Here is a 17,813-nt window from a genome sequence, read left to right on the forward strand (position 1 = left end):
TTTTTTGGTTTATGCCGGAAGGACGTTAAGTACAAACCGATTAGCGTCATCCCCACGAAAGTGGGGATCTGATTCCAGCAAGATTCCCGTTTTCACGGGAATGACGAAGGGGTTAGTTACGGTTATTAAAACCTGTCACCCTCACGAAAGTGAGGGTCTAATCCCACCTTATCTGTAGGTGGTTTTTTACTTCTTTTAATGGTTGAGGTTGAATGTGTTATTTGGATGTAGAGTCGATGCCTCATTAAAAATGGGTACGGGGCACGTGTACCGTACGCTTACATTAGCGAACCAACTTAAAGAAGAAGGCCACGAAGTGGTCTTTTTCTGTAGAAAAATGCAAGGAAACTTGATTGAGATGCTTAAGACACAACATCAAGTTGTGCCTTTGTCGGTTAAAGAAGATGTTAACTTATCGAATGAAAAGCATTGCCCGCATGCCGCTTGGCTAGAAGTGAGTTATAAAGAGGAAATTGATCAGATAACAGAGGCGATACAAGCCTACCTATCAACAAGTTTGTCCAGCAAATTTGATTGGATTATCGCCGATAATTACGCGATTGAACGTCAATGGCATTCAGCGGTAAGACCGTATACTCGGCATATTATGCAGATCGATGATCTAGCTGATCGGATGCATGAATGCGATTTATTACTTGATCAGAATTTCTATATTAACGGTTCAAGTCGCTATAGCGGTCTAGTCCCTCAGGCATCAATGTTATTAACTGGACCATCTTTTGCTTTACTTCGCCCAGAATTCAAATCAGTAAGGGATGAACTTCAAGATTACTCGTCAAGATATGACAGTAGAAATGTGGTTCTATTTTTTGGTGGTATTGATATTGGCAACGAGACAGAAAAAGCACTTTCCGGTTTATTAGATGTTCCAGATAATAATGATCATTTTGATGTCATTGTTGGGATGAATAACCCGAATATTGAGTCGCTCAAAAAGTTGATAAAAAATAACAGCGACCGAGTGGATTTACATATCCAAGTTTCTAATATGATGGACTATTTTTCAAATTCGTATCTTTATGTGGGCGCGGTAGGCGCGACGACATGGGAGCGATGCGTATTGGCATTGCCCGGTATCGTTTGTTCTGTCGCAGATAATCAAACACAATTAGCAAAAGATTTGAATGAAGTAAATGGGCATAACTTTTTAGGGTTGAGCGAAACACTTTCTTCCAAGGACTATAAAAGGGCTTATGAGTCATTTAAATCGAATTATGTTGCTCTGTATACGCAATCTGAAATTTGTGCAGAAATGATTGATGGAATTGGCTGTCAAAAAGTGTGTAAAGAATTAATTGAGATGTCAGAAAATGAAAAACTATAGAATTCGCCCTGCTGTTGAAGCCGATAAATGGATGGTCTTAGAATGGCGCAATCATCATGATGTAAGATCGGTGATGCTGACAAACCATCTTATTTCTAAAGATGAACATTCTGGATGGTGGGATAAAACCATGCAGATGGAAGAGCGGGAAATCCTGATCTTTGAGAGCAATGACAAGCCAGTAGGTGTGGTGACTATCTATGAGCGAGATATCAAGACCGCGACGGGATGGTGGGGTTTTTACTTAGACAATGCCAACCTTGACCAGGCAGAACGCACCTCGGTGTGGCTAGAGTTAGAGCAGGCCGTGATCGGTTATGCGGATAAAACACTCAAACTGCATGAATTGTATTGTGAGTCATTGAAAGATAATCAGCTTGCTTGGACACTGCATAAAAAGTGTGGTTTTACAGAATGCCAAGCACCAGACTCAGCTACTGAGACAGGTAAAAAAGTGGTGTATATGAAATATGAATACCCACACAATCGAATAGATTCAAGAGCGAGTCTTTATCTGTTTGCCTCTCATAATACGGATTTTTTAGCTGATAAACTTCGTAGAGAATGCGAAATCTACCCTCAATTCCCTTATCAGGTTAAGCAGAGCGAATTTGGTCGCTATATGCTGGATCTGCTTGACCCAAATAATCGAGAGTTAAACGTAGACGATGCCGCGTATTTATTCATCGAGCGTATAGAAGACTTTTATCCGGATATATATACCGCGTCGACGTATGACTCATTGGTCAGCATAGAAGAAAGGCTATTGCAGTATATTGAGTTTATTGCGCAGTTGGCTTCCAGTAGGAAAAATCCGATCTATGTTGCCGATTTTGCTCTGCAGAAAGGCTACCCACACACATTGTCAGAAAGGCTATCGGGTTCTGAATTAGAGTGTTTGATTGCGAGCTGGAATCAACGTTTGTATCAACTGGTGGCTGATAACGGAATACATATTATTCCTTATAGCGATCAAATTAAGCGAAACGGCTCTGCCAATGCCTTTTCCAATAAATTCTGGTATGTGGCAAGAGCGCCTTTTAGTGCTCAATATTTGCAAGCGTATTCTAAGGCTATTATTGGCAGTGTGATGGCTTCAAATATACTAACAGCAAGGGCTTTAGTTCTCGACCTTGATAACACCCTTTGGGGTGGCATCATCGGTGATGATGGAATAGAAGGCATCGCACTTGGTGGTGATTACCCTGGTAATATCTATCGGGATCTTCAATCATTATTCCTCTCCCTTAAAGAGAAAGGCATTTTGCTTACGGTATGCAGTAAGAATACGGAAAGTGTGGCGTTAGAAGCGATTGAAAAGCATACCAATATGCGTTTGCGTAAAGATGACTTTGTGACCTGGAGAATTAACTGGGAAAGCAAAACTTCAAATATACAAGCATTAGCACAAGAGCTTAACATCGGTGAGTCGTCATTATGTTTTATCGATGATAATCCAGTAGAAAGGGCAGAAGTAAGACGCCACCTACCCAATGTTTTTGTCCCTGAGTTGCCAGAAGACCCAGCAGAATGGTTTGAGTTTATCTCGCAGTTACCGGAATTATGGGTGGCAAGTGTGAATGATTCTGATAAGCGCCGAGCGGAATTATATAAAAAACGAGTCAATATTAAAAAAGCAGAATCGAGCTTTGGAGATAGAGAGAGCTTTTTGAAAAGTTTAGAGATGGAAGCTCGATTTGAATCTCTAAATGCCGACAATTTTGACCGCACGTATCAGCTGTTTAGCAAGACAAATCAGTTTAATACCACCACGACAAGGTACAGTAAAGAGCAGCTCAAAGCGTACTCTGATAGTGAGAACTCTTTGGTCATTCACATCAAGACCAAGGACAAATACTCGTCTGACTTTGAAGGCGTGGCTGCCTTAGTCGTTCTTAAAACAGAATCATCGTGGACGATTGATAATTTTGTTATGTCTTGCAGAGTAATGGGGCGAGATATTGAAAAAGCGATACTATCGAAACTGCTTGAAAAGGCGATGCAATCTGGCGTTCAACAGGTAGAAGGTCGTTTTATTGCGAGTAAGAAAAACATGCCGGTAGAATCACTGTATTCGACGAATAGTTTTCAGAATGCGAATGAAAAGTGGCTGTTTAGTCTTACCCAAGACAATATTCAAAGCTATGATCAGATTATTAAGTCCGACTGGGTTAATTAAGGAGCAATAAAGTGGATCCCCTGTTTTCAACTATTGGCGTGTTACATGTCGATCATTATGCAGTAACAACGTTAAATCTAGAAAAAACCTTGAGAGACTTCTTATCTATTCCAGGAAGTAAGCTTCTACGCGGGCCGGGAAAAAACCCAGCCCAAGGTGTATATTATGCTTTCGTTGAACTGAATGGGATGGGAACGGTTGAAATACTGTCTCCGTTGAATGATGAATCACCTATCTTAAGCCATATTAAACAAGGTAGCGGGGCGTATCATCTTTGTTATGCTGTGGCGGATATTGAAGTCGCGGTGGCCAAAGCTCAAGAAAGTAACGCTAAACTCGTTGTTGAACCCAGAGCAGATGGTGCCTTCGATGGCCGAAGAGTCGCTTTTTTAATCCATCCCGATCACGGCTTGTTTGAGGTGCTAGAAGCCTATCCACCGTCTTTTGAGCGATGGTCACCGGTGATAACACCCGTTGTTTCGAATGAAGCAGAGGCTTCAGGACAGGTGCTCACGGTTTATAATCAATTGATGGAAACGAACTATAGCGACATGGGCGAAGTATCAATGAAGGTATGCGCCGAGTGGGACTCATTCAAACATCTATTATTAATAATGGAGATTGAGAAACAGTTCGAGATAAGCATACCTGCGAGTCAGATGTCTGAGCTTGATGATTTAACCAAGATAAATCGCTACATTGATAGTAAATTAAAATAGAGAATAAAATATGCAAATCGCAGGCAGAAAGATTGGTGCAGGACATAAGCCATATATCATCGCAGAAATGTCGGGTAATCATAATGGTGATATTAAAAGGGCGATAGAGCTCATCAAAGCTGCAAAAGAAGCAGGCGCAGATGCGGTTAAACTGCAAACGTATACCGCAGACACGATCACCATCGACCACGACGGCGATGAATTTCTGATCAAAGGTGGTTTGTGGGATGGCTCTCGACTATATGACTTATATCAAGATGCCCATACCCCTTGGGATTGGCATAAGGTATTGTTTGATGAAGCAAAAAAACTAGGTATTACAATATTTAGCTCTCCTTTTGATCATACGGCAGTCGATTTTTTAGAAGCACTTGATGCCCCTGCTTACAAAATTGCGTCATTTGAACTTATTGATTTACCGTTAATTCGAAAGGTCGCATCGACGGGCAAACCTATCATTATGTCGACAGGGAATGCGAACCTGGCGGAAATTGAAGAAGCCGTATTAGCCGCGAAAGGTGCTGGTGCAAAAGAGTTAGTATTACTGCATTGTACAAGTGGTTATCCGACACCTGCCGATCAAGCGAACATCTCGACGATGTCTGTCATGAGAGGAGCGTTTAACTGCGAGGTTGGTTTATCCGACCATACCATGGGCATTGGTGTTTCTATTGCCGCCGTTGCACTTGGGGCGTGTGTCATTGAAAAGCACTTCACTCTTGCAAGAGCTGATGGTGGCCCTGACTCTGCATTCTCATTGGAAAAAGAAGAGTTAAAGTCTTTAGTCGATAACTGTGCGATGGCATTTGAGTCGTTAGGTCAGCCTAACTTTATTAGTACCGAAGCAGAATCTCAAACGAAACCTCACCGCCGCTCATTGTACATAGTCAAAGACATAGCAAAAGGTGAAATATTTACTGACGAGCATGTCAGGTCGATTCGACCGGGCAATGGCATACTGCCTAAATACCTTGATAATGTTATTGGTAGTACAGCGACGGAAGATCTAACATTTGGTACGCCGTTAAAATTTGGGCATTTTAAGTAAGTACTCAATCCGATGTCATTCCCACGAAAGTGTAATGCTGTTCGGTTAGTGCTAAATACTTCGTCATTCCCGTGAAAACGGGAATCTTGGTGAGTTTAGATCCCCATTTTCATGGGGATGACGTCAGTTTTCGTCAGGATGACAGGTTTAAATAACCTTAACCGAACAGCATTGCACGAAAGTGGAGGATCTGGTTTTACGAAGCGAATCAATTGAGATCTCGAGTGTTGACTAACTAAGTAGCTCTTCAATTCTCTTTTTAAGAAGTTCAGGCTCTTTCTCCCAAGCCGTCACTATTTCCGCGAATCTACCCATATCTTCATCTAAAACTAATTTTCTTCTCTCACAGAAAGACTCAAAACCAAGCCCAGCGGTTGAATTTATAGAAACTATCAATGGCTTAGTAGAACAGTTAAGTAGTTGTAATTCTAAAGGTTGTTTTACTGCCAAGTATTGTTCATTAGGATAATATTGTTGATATTGCTCTATTAACTCACTTGGGTGAAGCTTTATTGCGATATTGAGATTGCGTTCTTGACAATATTTTAAAATATACTGATTGAGCCTAACCAAAAACTCAGCGTCTTTAAATAATGGACTAAAGGTTTTAGATGTCGGTTGTGTAGCGAGAATGATATCCAAATCTTGATTTATTGATGATGAAAATCTAAACACAGTATTTACAATTTTCATGCTATCTTTTTTGCCAAGAAAATCTATAGTGACCCCTTTATCACGGACATCTTTAGGTAGTTTTTCTGGAAAGACAACGTGGATAGCTTTACATCGAGGATCTTCGCCAAATACCCAATAGTTTAAAGGTAATCCAGCGATGAATCGACCGACTTTTTTGAATTGCTTAAATACAGGGATCTTATAATAATTACCAACACCATCCTCCATCATTTGGTAATCATCTGCCAAGAGTCGAAATAAACGTGCCATTTTATTTCTATCGTTGTATACGAAAATATCTACATCTTGCGGTGTAAGGCATAATGTTTGAATGTAAGAATTTAAGTAAAAGCAGAGCTTATTTCTGAAGTAATGACCAAGGTTAAATTTTCGCATAGCAGAAGAGTAAATAATTTTACCCACAAGGGTTTTATTAATGTATGTACTCAATTTTTTACGGGATAGAAAAAATAATTGAATATTAGGAGGGAGATCAGAGTTGTCCAAAGTGCTCTCATCAATACCCTGAAAATCTGTAAAAAAAAGAATAGCGGAAGATACTTCTGGGTCATCATTTGCTTTAGATAAAGCAAACAAAAGATGCCTTAGTGTCGAGCATATATACAGACTTTTTCTCATCCTAATTTCCTAATAATCAATGGTTATATCTGTGGAACATTTTATTACCAAGACAATAAGCTATGTTGTTTTAATTTATCCACAATAGGATATAAATCCCAAATAGGAACACCACATAAATCTGCAATGTCTAGCAAGCTTTTCTTGCCATCCGAATAGGAAATTAAATTCATCATTAATCTGACTTCATCACTACCATTTTTTTGAGATAAAGTAGGGTATAAACCTCGCTTACCTAGCTGTGGCTCTCCAAAAACTTGAACTTCAGGATAGATGTTCTTTTCGATTGCTTCTAATGCACGTTTAAGGGCTGTATATCCGCCCTGTAATCCTTCAGGTGTTACGACATCTGTTAAGTTGTCTAAGGATGTGTGGTATTCAGGATATTGACCGTATTTTGTGCGCATTATCGTAGCGATTGGAAGGTCCACTTTTGGTGCGCAATATTGCCTTTCGTCACTACCTCGATCATTCCAAGTATATTTCTTATAGTTGGGCTCAATCCACTTTAATACATGTTGGGCGATATGGTCACTTATCGTGTCACCATCTCTAGATGGCAGATATGAATATGTTCGGTTGTCGCCAATACAAGTAATATTAAATCCAGAAAAGACATTCTTCTTTAGTTTATCCAAGTGTTCACTTAGGTAAACAATCGACCCAATTGTTTCAGGAATAAATACTATTCGGTACGAGTACCTCAAGCTATCTTGCTCTAAAAGCCATTTAGCCAAAAATGTCGTTACGGTTGGGCCGGATAATTCATTGTTTGCCATAGAAGGGTGACAGATATAGGTAGAAATGAAGACTTCTTCAGATGACTGCCCTTTTATTAACAGTTCACCATATGTTAAGTTGCCTTCAAACAGTTCTGTATCAATATGAACATGATAAAGACCATCTTTTAAAGTCTGTCTTTCTTCTTCTGAAATACAGAACCCCCACCTATCTTTATAATAGGAAGTAACATATGGGATGGCCGTTGGCTGGTCAGGTAAAGAATATAAGTGATCTTGAAGTTCATCTAAATGAAAATCTTTTTGTATCGGAGTGCTATAGCCAAGTAAATGAAGGTTATTTTCTTTAAATGAACATATTTTTTTACCTTCAGGGTCAATGATATATGCATCATTGACTTTCCATTCCCTAGGAATTGTCCAATCAAAAACCTTTGTGCCTGTAGGTACTTCATGAAGGGTAAGCTTTGGTAAAATATCGCGAAGTATGCCTAAGGTTTCTCTCACTCCTTCACCTGTGAGACTTCGGTTTATACCCCAAAGAGTACAAGCAAGGTTATGGATATCATTTCCGATCATAATTGTGCCTCTATAGAATAAAGAACATCTAGTGCTTCGTTTTTATCGATTATTTCTGACACGAAATTGAACATTTTCTGTGCATTTATAATTCGCATACCAGATTCAACTTTAGGTCTAGAGCCAGCGTATAGTCCATTCTTCCAAAGTAATTCACCAGCAGGGTTTACGTTTGTAATAACCCTTTTTTCTATATCTCTAACAAATAATTTATATTTTTTTAAAGATTGAAGCCCTTGTGCATCGGTATAGTTACCACTGAATGTTTTAAAGTAACGATAGTTAACTTGTTTAATTTCTTCAATATGGTGGTAGTACGTCATACTACTTTGGTCTTCTAAATCGAGAGAAGCTATTTTGCCATTTAGCGATTTCAAGATACCGAAAGGGGAATCCTCGGCATAGCCGCTGACGTTATCGACACCTTCGAAAAACTTGGCATTTTTACCTATTACAGAAAATGAATAAATTGGGTGTCCCGTTCGAACACTCTCATTAAAAGTACGGCCAATTTCTGTTAAAGCACCCATATGTGAGGGAGTTGTTCTGATATCAAAATTTACACCTTGAGTAAAATCAAAATTGAACAATGGGAGAACAAGAGTGCCATCTTTACCAAGTGATAGTAGAAGGCTATCTAAAATATCATGGGGTGTGATTTTGTACCCAGCTCTTCTTGCTTCAATAAGGGTTCGTTTAATATTGCTATGCAGTAAAAGTGTGTCACCCTTATCAACCCCTGACGACGCCCATTTTTCGCAAAGAATTCGAATAGCTTTTGAGTTCACGAATTTAACCTTTTATATATAGAATTGCAGTCTAGTCTATAATAACACTGTTTTTATTGGCTTTCTCTCTCGCCATATCTGAGGCCTGTATATAGTAGTGCATGATAAAAATATACAAAAAGAAGGTACCAGGGTGCGAAAGAGGCACATAGGTCAATGCCGCTACTGATATAAATATGGGCAGTGTAACCAACGGGATTTTCAACCGAGGATCTTTCTCTTTGAGGCCTCTATAGAGCGGATATCCCAGGAAAGCTAAGAAAATACCCAATCCGATGAACCCGTATTTTACAGTTCTATCTATGTAGGAATTGTGGAAGTTTTTGTTGTCAAATTGTGCGAGGTACTTAGTAACTTCATCTTTTTTAAATTTATCTTGAATAATCGTAATATGTTCTGTTTGTCCGAGTCCAACTAAAGATGGAGAATTGATTATAATGTTATAACCAACTCTCCATAGTTGAAGCCTAATCCCCCAGGATGTATAGAGCTTATTTTCTTGTACCAACTCTATTTCATATATCGTTTTTTCATATCGTTCTAAAATATGTTCATAAGATAGCCCACAGAAACAAAAGATGAGAATAATAGAAACGAAGGGTGATTTTTTTGATTTGAAAGTTAGATATTTTAATGTCATAAAAAACAATATTATTCCAGAAATTAATATCGCTAACCATGTGCCTCTCGTGTCTGTTAAAATAACACATGATAGAAGTCCAATGATGTTAATGTAACTTAGTATTTTATATTTAATTTCTTTTGTGAGTGCCGTTATGTATAGGCTAGTTAGTGCTAATATACTAAGAAAGTTTGCATAGGGAATTGCGTTAAGAGGCAGGCCAGAACGTCCTGACTGTTCGATTAAAAATACATTTAATGTTATTGTTAATATGCTTAAAGTTGAAATAAATATAGTAATCAAAATAGTCTTCGGATTTACTTTTGAATATAAAGGAGCTGAAATCAAAAAGTATAAGAAACTTGAGGTTACCACCCTTATTTCAGATGAGCTATAGCCATTTAAGTAATAAGACAAAGAGCTATAAATCGTCGATATTAAAATAATTAAGATAAATTTTGAAATGTTAACATTAATTTTTTGAATGCGTAATATATGTAGAGAAATTTTTAAAATAATGGACAGTAATATTAATCCAACCAATATTTTGTCACCTTTATGAATTAAAAAAAGCCCGCTCAATACCCAGTATAAGGGGATGTAATGAATTATATTTATAATATCTATTTTTTTATTTACGTTCATATCTACTGCTTATAAGGGTTTACATTTGTGTTTGGGCGTGTTTTTAAAAGCCTCAATATCCACATATATTGCTCAGGTTTTTGACTAACATAATCCTCAATACATTTATTCATCATACGAGCATCTTCATGTTCAGAATTAGTTGGGAATGGTAACGCAGGGTATATATCTAACTGGTACGCACCTGTTTTCCCATTATAACTAACAAATAATGGAACAATCTTAGCTTTGGCAAGAGTAGATAATTTCCCCAAGCCAGATATAGTGGCTTTTTTTGTAGCAAAAAAATCCACGAATACACTGTGTTCAGGCCCTAGGTCTTCATCTGGTAAATAATAGCCTAAGTATCCTTTACGTATTGATTTTATAAATGGCTTTATTCCTACGCTGCGATCATATATTTTACCACCATATTGTACTCTTTGTTTGTGCATCAACCAATCAGAGACTAGGTTTTTTTGTTTCTTCGCCATCGCTGAAACCGGCAACCCCTTTGATGCAAAGAATATTGCAGGTATATCGATCGCCCATGTATGAGGGACTAGCAAAATCACATTTTCATTATTACGTGTTAGGTTTTGCAGGTTCTCGAAGCCGTTTATAGATACGTTACTCTCTAACCATTTTGCTTTTCTCAGTGTCAAAGATGCAAAGCTCATCATGTAAGAAATAGATGTAACATAGGCGCTAAAAAGAATTTTTTCTTTTTCACTAGTAGACATATTAGGGAAACACATATCTAAATTTACTCTAGCTCTGTGATTTGCTTTGTTTTTTATCCTTATAGCCCCATTTGCTAACAACTTAGCAATAAGGTATCTAAATAATACAGGGGTGAAGCTGAAAATAGATGCTGCTAACACAGAGAACCATGTCCCAAAATATTTTGGCGAAAGGAACTGCCATTGGAATTTAGGATTGTGGGCTTTAACATCCAAATCTTGACGTTTCTTCATAGAGTTTTGCTAACTACATATTAGGTAAAAATGTATTATATAGTTAATATCACATATGTGCTAAAAGTTAAGACGTATTCCGATATTTTTCTAGCGGGACAGCCTATGTTAGCATCGTTGGTACGACACCTGCTGCTCTTTTCCCTTTCAACTGATAACTCTCTCCGCTTATCTGAACAATGTGTGAATGATGTAACAAGCGATTGTAGTGGTACGCTGAATTTGGTCACTTAGTTAGAGGTGATATCATCACCTCATAAGTTAACAGGTGGCATTATAAAAAAAACGTAAAAGAAGACTATTTGGCTCTGAATTCAAATTAGAAGCTGCACAACTAGTCCTCGATCAAAAATACTCAGTGACGGAGGCCGCTCAAGCCATGAATGTGGGAAAATCCACCATGGATAAGTGGGTTCGCCAACTAAAAAAAGAGCGCCTGGGGAAAACACCTAAAGCATCAGCTATGACGCCTGAGCTAATTGATATTCGTGAATTAAAAAAGAAGTTAGCTCGCCTTGAAGAGCATAATGGAATATTAAAAAAAGCCACTGTTGATGTCGGATTCACTGAACAATTCTTGATAATCAAGAAACTCAAGCAGAGTCACTGCATAAAAACATTATGCGAAGTTTTTATTGTTCACCGAAGCAGTTATAACTACTGGCAAAAACGCCCAGTGAAAATTGATACTGAAACAGTAAAACTTCGTAGCTTGGTTAGCGAGGCTCACGCCGCTAGCAATGGCTCGGCGGGAGCGAGAACCATTGCTGACATAGAAACAAATCTAGGAACAAAGTGGAGTCTTTATAGAGCAACAAAGTCCATGAAAACACTTGGGCTAGTGAGTTGTCAATTACCAAAACATCGGTATCGAAAGGCTTCACAGGAACATATTGAGACCCCAAATCATTTAGGCCGACAGTTTGCGGTTACGGAGCCAAACGAAGTTTGAGTTGGTGATGTTGCTTATGTTTGGATAGGTAATCGTTGGATGTACCTGGCCGTGGTTATTGACCTGTTTGCTAGAAAAACGATTGGTTGGGCAATGTCATTATCACCCAATAGTCGATTAACGGGTAAGGCGCTTTCAATGGCCTAGGAATCTCGTGGTAAGCCCCAAGGAGTCATGTTCCACAGTGACAGTAATAATGTGTTGGCTAGATTTCATCATACACTAACAGGAAAATTGGTTCATGCTTGAAAGATGGTATCAATAATGCGCTGAGCTTTCTGACCCACATAGCGATCGACCTTATGTGTCCTTCCTTGGTTCTGTCGATTGCTTAGTATCATTATTTGGTGAGGGTAGCCACGCCAATATTTGTAACTCAAGAAGGGCCTGACGCTTGTCCATACTCACATAGTGAAGGCGTCAACAATGAATAAAAGTACAATTTCATCTTATGTTATTGGTGGAGTGGATACTCATAAGGACATCCACGTAGCTGCAATCGTCAATGATTTTAACCAAGTATTATCAAGTGAATACTTCCCAACAACGCGTCATGGATATAAGGAAATGCTAAAGTGGATGTCTTCATTTGGTAAAATGTCACGTGTGGGTATTGAGTGTTCAGGGACGTATGGTTTGGGCTTGCTTCGGTATATACAAAGCGGTGGCATTGAAGTATTGGAAGTAACAGCACCAGATAAGATTGATCGAAGAAAACGGGGCAAGGATGACAAAATAGACGCTGAAAATGCTGCTCACGCAGCGTATAATAAATTACGCACGGTGACGCCAAAGACGCGGGACGGGATGGTTGAGTAATACTTAAAGGTTGCCGTAAAACAGCAATGGCAGCTCACACTGTTGTGCTTCAGATGATTAGAACGAGTATTGCATCTACCTCCGATGAAATAAGAGATACATTAAGACATATGACTCGTATGACTTTGATTCGCACCCTAGCATCAAGCAGACCTGATTTAACAGCTTACAAAAATATTTCTAGTGCATATAGGATCGTATTTAAATCCTTAGCTCGTCGATATCTTGAGCTTCATGACGAGATTGCGGATTTAGATAAAATGATTACACGTAGCAGCACAGTTACGGGGATCCAATGTGGATTAGCCGCTTCAATACGTTCGAGTAAATAAGCTTTGTATGGAGCTAGTTTCGGCGGTTTTTTATCTCGTTGGAAATACGTTGGTATTGCAACTTTTTCCCGTAAATAATGTCTCACTGTATTTCTTGATATTTCAAGTTCCTTGGCGATACGGCGGATACTGTATCCTTGTCGATGTAACACTTGAATTTCCACTAGTTGCTCCTGATTAATCATAGTCCGCCGCTTTATCCATTAAATGTACGAACATTGTGCCTCAGGTGGGGCGATTTTAAATCGGCGTTAGTGGGGCATTTTTACATCGGCTGTAACATTCTGTTTCAATGTGATGGTGGTCAAAAGTGCATTTAGACAACTAGTTGTCACAGGTTATATTAGTATCAGTAAACTTCAACAATTCCCGTACACTCCTGAAACTTTGGGACATGTAATCTAAAGGTTCAGTTTGTTTAGATGGTATCAAAAATCTTCTCGAAGATTTCTGTTAGGTGTGCAATATGTCTTTTCAGATTTATACCGCTTCCTACATGTCTGTAATTTTGGAGTCAGCTCTAGATCTCGTCAACTTCTTGAAGACTAGATTATTATCATAGACGTCGTTTAACTAAGAATGTATCAATTTTCAATAACAATGATCCGTCTATCGTTTGCTATGAATATTGAACACTTCATAAATAATGCAAATACTATGGTTCTGTCAATTTTTTATCGATGCACATTGCTCAGTAAGGTTAACGTCAGTAGAACTGTAAACTTTTTGGTCGCGTGTTACGCTCTGCCAAATCCGCTGCGAATAACATACAGGTGAACGCTTTTATGCCTTTACTTGATTTACTCACGTTTATGTCTGCACCATTATTAAATTAAGTAGTTGATTTTGAACCGACGCCATAGTCTCCGTGTTAATTCAATACCAAATAGTTCCTTTTTATCCCATTATAATTTCAGCTGCTAATCTATGAGCTGATGATATATTCATTAAATATGGGTCCAATGGACTCTTACATTACAAGGATAGGTTGGGGGGATAGTGGTGATTTGATCTCGATTATTTGAATTAATCGACGCTTACAAGTTCGCATATAAGGTCTCGCTATTGTACAATTGGCTACTAAAAAATTTCATATCTGCGATTAGGAGTTTGACCTAAGAGCGGTAGCGTAGAAACTAACAGGGGATCTTGGTGAAAGAAATATTATCGGAATCAAAAATAGCTAGAAGTAATACGGCTGTTATAGATCCTAGAGATAGAGTGGAAAATTATACTGACTTTAAAGGTATAATATTGACGCTATGGAAAGAAAAATGGCTTATTGTAATGATAACAAGTGTTTTCACTATTTTTGCAATGATTTATGCTTTTACTGCACAAGAATGGTGGTCTGCGAAGGCGAAGGTAGTACTTCCACAAGTTCAAGATTTTTCCAATTATGAATTACAGGTGAAAAATTACCAACCTATTTTTGACACATATCAAGAAGATGGTACGGTTCTCATTGATGACCAACTCAATGATTTAGTAGATCGTGAAGAGCTTTTTCAAATGTTTATCAGAGCATTTAATTCTAATTTTAATAAAAAAAGTTTTTTAAACAAAAATGAGTTATTTCAAGATCATAAAATAAAAATTGATGGAAGCGATATTTCAGAAGATTCTCTGCGTAGAGTTTATAGTGGCTGGTATAAGAAAATATCGGCCACTCCAGTATATAAAAATGACAAAAGCGAATTTATATTAAGCTTACAATCTACCTCTAAAGAAATTGCACTTAAAATGCTGAGTGATTATGTATTGTTCGTCAATGAAATTGTTCATAGCGATGCTCTTAATAATCTTGACTCCAAAATATTTTCTAAAAAAAATGAATTGTCTCAGCAGCTTTTTGCACTTGAAAAACAAGCAAAATTAAAAATTGAAGTAGAAATAAAGCGCGCTCAATTTTCCCATGAAATAGCATTGGCAGCAGGTGTTGATAAACCGATTCAGAATATTAGAGGTGAAGATATATTCGTTATAGGGTTAGGTAGTGATGCTTTAGGTGCCAAAATAATAGCTCTAAAAGAAATGAAGAACTTGAGTGTTATAGAACCAAGATTACAACAACTAGGTGCAAAGTTAGACTTGATACAATCGTCAAAATTGAATAGAGATATTAAATTTCTAACATACAGGTTTTTAGAAGAACCGAGCCAGCCAATTTCTAGAGATAAACCTAACAGGTTAGTCATCATCATACTTGGATTAATATTAGGCAGTGGATTGAGTTTTCTAATCGTAATGATGAAGCATATATTAAGATCAAATGAGCAGTAAAGAGTGATATTTATCTGTTCTTGTTTGTATTTATTTGGTGTCGAGGGTGTAAGGAATATATCATCGATTTGTTATTATTATTCATGAATAAATTTTATAGTTATTTAAAATTAATATATTAGGTCAATGTTATGATTGAAAATAGAAAAATAAGAATTGCTATTGTTGGTTGCGGTAGAATTTCAAAAAATCATTTTGGAAGTATTGAAACATTAAGTACTGAATTCGAATTGGTGGCTATATGTGATAATGATCTAAAAGTAATGGAAAAACACTCTTCTCAATATAATGTTCCAGGATATCTAAGTATTGATGAAATGCTTGCGAATGAAAAATTAGACGTTGTTTCTCTATGTACGCCTAGTGGCTTACATTCGCGACAAGCTATCAAAGTGGCAGAGTCAAATGTTCACGTAATCACAGAGAAACCTATGGCAACAAAATGGCATGATGGATTAGCCATGGTAAGTGCCTGTGATGCAGCCGGCGTAAGATTATTTGTTGTGAAACAAAATAGACGCAATTCCACTCTACAATTACTGAAAAGAGCAGTGTCTGGCAAGCGATTTGGGAAAGTACACCTTGTACATTTGAATGTGTTTTGGACTAGACCACAAGAATATTATGATCGCGCACCTTGGTCAGGTACCTGGGATATGGATGGTGGGGCATTTATGAACCAAGCCACTCACTATGTTGATTTGCTGCATTGGTTGTTTGGACCAGTAGAAAAAATACATGCTATCACATCAACAAATCGTGATATCGAAGTTGAAGATACTGGAGTAGTAAATATAAAATGGCGAAGTGGTGCACTAGGGTCAATGGCTGTGACTATGTGTACTTACCCTCAGAATTTGGAGGGTTCCATAACCATCCTTGGAGAGAAAGGCACAGTCCGCATTGGGGGTGTTGCAGTAAACCATATTCAAGAATGGTCTTTTGAAGATGAACGAGAGTACGATTCTGAGATTGAGAACGCTAATTACCAAACCACTTCAGTATACGGTTTTGGGCATCCACCATACTTCCAAAACGTAGCAGATGTATTAAGAGGAAAAGCGGAACCAGAAACAGATGGAAGAGAAGGCCTAAAATCATTAGAACTACTAATTAGCACTTATATTTCCGCTAGGGATAGCAGAGAAGTTGGCTTACCGTTAAACTTATAATATCTTTTGAGATGATAACAATGAAATTGAACAAGTTAAATATTGGAATTGTTGGATTAGGCTATGTTGGCCTCCCATTAGCTGTCGAATTTGGCAAACAATACCCTACAGTTGGTTTTGATTTAAATAAACATCGAGTTGATGAATTGAAATCCGGCCGTGATGCGACGCTCGAGTGTTCACCAGAGGAATTGCAAGAAGCAATACATTTATCTTATACAGAAAAACTTGAAGATATAAGTGAATGTAACTTTTATGTTGTTACAGTCCCTACACCAATAACAGAAGAAAACACCCCAGATCTGAATCCTCTTTGTAGAGCTTCAGAAGCATTATCAAAAGTTGTTTCCAAAGGAGATACTATTGTATTTGAATCGACAGTTTATCCTGGAGCAACAGAAGAAGTCTGTATTCCAATAATTCAAAAGTTGTCGGGGTTAATTTTCAACGTTGATTTTTTTGCAGGTTATAGCCCTGAACGTATCAATCCTGGTGACAAAATAAACCGCTTAACTACAATAACTAAAATTACGTCTGGTTCTACTCCAGGCGTAGCTGATTTTGTAGACGGTGTATATTCTTCAATTATAAATGCTGGAACTCATAAAGCTTCCTCAATAAAAGTTGCAGAGGCAGCAAAGGTTATCGAAAATACTCAGCGTGATTTGAATATAGCTATTATCAATGAATTCGCTAAAATATTTAATAAATTAGATATCGATACAGAAGAAGTACTTAAAGCCGCAGGTACCAAATGGAACTTTTTGCCATTCAAACCTGGATTGGTTGGAGGACACTGTATAAGCGTTGATCCTTACTATTTAACTCACAAAGCTCAAGAAGTTGGTTATCGACCTGAAGTGATTCTTGCTGGTCGCCGTATCAACGATGGTATGGGTGAGTATGTTGCTACTCAACTTGTCAAAAAACTGGCAAGCAATAAGATTCATATTGATGAAGCTAAAGTTTTGATTATGGGATTTACCTTTAAAGGTGATTGTCCTGATGTCAGAAATACAAAAATTATCGATGTGATCCATGAACTACGAGATTTTAATATGTCAGTGGATGTTTATGATGATTGGGCATCGAAAGAAGAGGTTAAACATGAATACGGTATTGAACTCATTAATGAACTAAAAAATGGGCAATATGATGCTATAGTTCTCGCGGTAGATCATAGTGAAATTAAACAAATGGGTGTTGACAAGATACGTAGTCTAGGCAAAAACGCACATGTTCTTTATGACGTAAAGCATGTTCTAAGTCTAAATGACGCTGACATCCGTTTGTAATTAGAAAGGGAGGAAACTCCCCTTC

General features: G+C 37.9%; 12 protein-coding genes and 4 pseudogenes. 9 read left to right on the top strand and 7 right to left on the bottom strand.

Translation table 11 applies throughout. The features are described from left to right. Nucleotides 1–214 precede the first annotated feature (214 nt). The 4 genes from pseG to pseI all read left to right on the top strand — a co-directional run bounded on the left by pseG (nt 215) and on the right by pseI (nt 5,291). Nucleotides 215–1,345, top strand: coding sequence for a UDP-2,4-diacetamido-2,4,6-trideoxy-beta-L-altropyranose hydrolase (pseG, locus tag IUZ65_RS00885; protein WP_195704901.1), 1,131 nt, complete (start codon nt 215–217; stop codon nt 1,343–1,345). Further along, entirely contained in the window at nt 1,332–3,524 is a 2,193-nt protein-coding gene (gene pseH, locus IUZ65_RS00890; protein WP_195704902.1) for a UDP-4-amino-4,6-dideoxy-N-acetyl-beta-L-altrosamine N-acetyltransferase, read from the top strand. Before pseG ends, pseH begins: the two co-directional genes overlap by 14 nt. 11 nt (nt 3,525–3,535) lie before the next feature. Beyond that, the gene (locus IUZ65_RS00895; protein ID WP_231363597.1) at nt 3,536–4,243 is read left to right on the top strand and encodes a VOC family protein; all 708 of its coding nucleotides are present in this window, start codon (nt 3,536–3,538) and stop codon (nt 4,241–4,243) included. 67 nt (nt 4,244–4,310) lie between these two features. Beyond that, on the top strand, nt 4,311–5,291 hold the full coding sequence (gene pseI, locus IUZ65_RS00900; RefSeq protein ID WP_443083730.1) for a pseudaminic acid synthase: 981 nt from the start codon (nt 4,311–4,313) through the stop codon (nt 5,289–5,291). A gap of 231 nt (nt 5,292–5,522) precedes the next feature. On the opposite strand, the gene IUZ65_RS00905 is transcribed toward pseI, so the two are convergent. The 6 genes and pseudogenes from IUZ65_RS00905 to IUZ65_RS00930 all read right to left on the bottom strand — a co-directional run. Then, nucleotides 5,523–6,605 (bottom strand): polysialyltransferase family glycosyltransferase, encoded by a 1,083-nt coding sequence (locus tag IUZ65_RS00905; RefSeq protein ID WP_195704904.1) that lies wholly within the window; start codon nt 6,603–6,605, stop codon nt 5,523–5,525. Nucleotides 6,606–6,649: 44 nt separating this feature from the next. Beyond that, nucleotides 6,650–7,924: a DUF4910 domain-containing protein gene (locus IUZ65_RS00910; RefSeq protein ID WP_195704905.1), complete on the bottom strand. Its 1,275-nt coding sequence runs from the start codon at nt 7,922–7,924 to the stop codon at nt 6,650–6,652. Next, nucleotides 7,921–8,712, bottom strand: a complete 792-nt coding sequence (locus IUZ65_RS00915) for an AAC(3) family N-acetyltransferase (protein WP_195704906.1) — start codon at nt 8,710–8,712, stop codon at nt 7,921–7,923. The genes IUZ65_RS00910 and IUZ65_RS00915 overlap by 4 nt, the downstream gene beginning before the upstream one ends. A 31-nt stretch (nt 8,713–8,743) precedes the next feature. Further along, nucleotides 8,744–9,979, bottom strand: a complete 1,236-nt coding sequence (locus IUZ65_RS00920; RefSeq protein ID WP_195704907.1) for an O-antigen ligase family protein — start codon at nt 9,977–9,979, stop codon at nt 8,744–8,746. 2 nt (nt 9,980–9,981) lie between these two features. Further along, nucleotides 9,982–10,935 carry a lauroyl-Kdo(2)-lipid IV(A) myristoyltransferase gene (lpxM, locus tag IUZ65_RS00925; RefSeq protein ID WP_195704908.1) on the bottom strand — a complete coding sequence of 318 codons (954 nt, stop codon included), beginning with the start codon at nt 10,933–10,935 and terminating at the stop codon, nt 9,982–9,984. 103 nt (nt 10,936–11,038) lie between these two features. Beyond that, nucleotides 11,039–11,140, bottom strand: a pseudogene (locus tag IUZ65_RS00930) (ATP-binding protein); the annotation flags it as partial. A gap of 35 nt (nt 11,141–11,175) precedes the next feature. On the opposite strand from IUZ65_RS00930, the pseudogene IUZ65_RS00935 reads away from it, so the two are divergent. Both IUZ65_RS00935 and IUZ65_RS00940 read left to right on the top strand, forming a co-directional pair. Then, a pseudogene (locus IUZ65_RS00935) lies at nt 11,176–12,031 on the top strand (IS3 family transposase); the annotation flags it as partial. 282 nt (nt 12,032–12,313) lie between these two features. Then, a pseudogene (locus IUZ65_RS00940) lies at nt 12,314–12,972 on the top strand (IS110 family transposase); the annotation flags it as partial. Here IUZ65_RS00940 and IUZ65_RS00945 read toward each other — a convergent pair. After that, nucleotides 12,969–13,223 (bottom strand): annotated as a pseudogene (locus tag IUZ65_RS00945) (helix-turn-helix domain-containing protein); the annotation flags it as partial. The pseudogenes IUZ65_RS00940 and IUZ65_RS00945 sit on opposite strands and share 4 nt — an antisense overlap. A 967-nt stretch (nt 13,224–14,190) precedes the next feature. Between IUZ65_RS00945 and IUZ65_RS00950 the strand changes: the two are divergent. The 3 genes from IUZ65_RS00950 to tviB all read left to right on the top strand — a co-directional run bounded on the left by IUZ65_RS00950 (nt 14,191) and on the right by tviB (nt 17,788). Continuing rightward, complete coding sequence (locus IUZ65_RS00950; RefSeq protein WP_195704911.1) at nt 14,191–15,321, top strand: Wzz/FepE/Etk N-terminal domain-containing protein; 1,131 nt, start codon at nt 14,191–14,193, stop codon at nt 15,319–15,321. Nucleotides 15,322–15,452: 131 nt separating this feature from the next. Beyond that, a complete protein-coding gene (locus IUZ65_RS00955; RefSeq protein WP_195704912.1) occupies nt 15,453–16,493 on the top strand; it encodes a Gfo/Idh/MocA family protein in 1,041 nt (346 codons plus the stop codon). Nucleotides 16,494–16,513: 20 nt separating this feature from the next. Next, nucleotides 16,514–17,788 carry a Vi polysaccharide biosynthesis UDP-N-acetylglucosamine C-6 dehydrogenase TviB gene (tviB, locus tag IUZ65_RS00960; RefSeq protein WP_195704913.1) on the top strand — a complete coding sequence of 425 codons (1,275 nt, stop codon included), beginning with the start codon at nt 16,514–16,516 and terminating at the stop codon, nt 17,786–17,788. Nucleotides 17,789–17,813: the final 25 nt, after the last annotated feature.

This window comes from Vibrio sp. VB16 (assembly GCF_015594925.2).
In the GTDB taxonomy this organism is placed as follows: domain Bacteria; phylum Pseudomonadota; class Gammaproteobacteria; order Enterobacterales; family Vibrionaceae; genus Vibrio.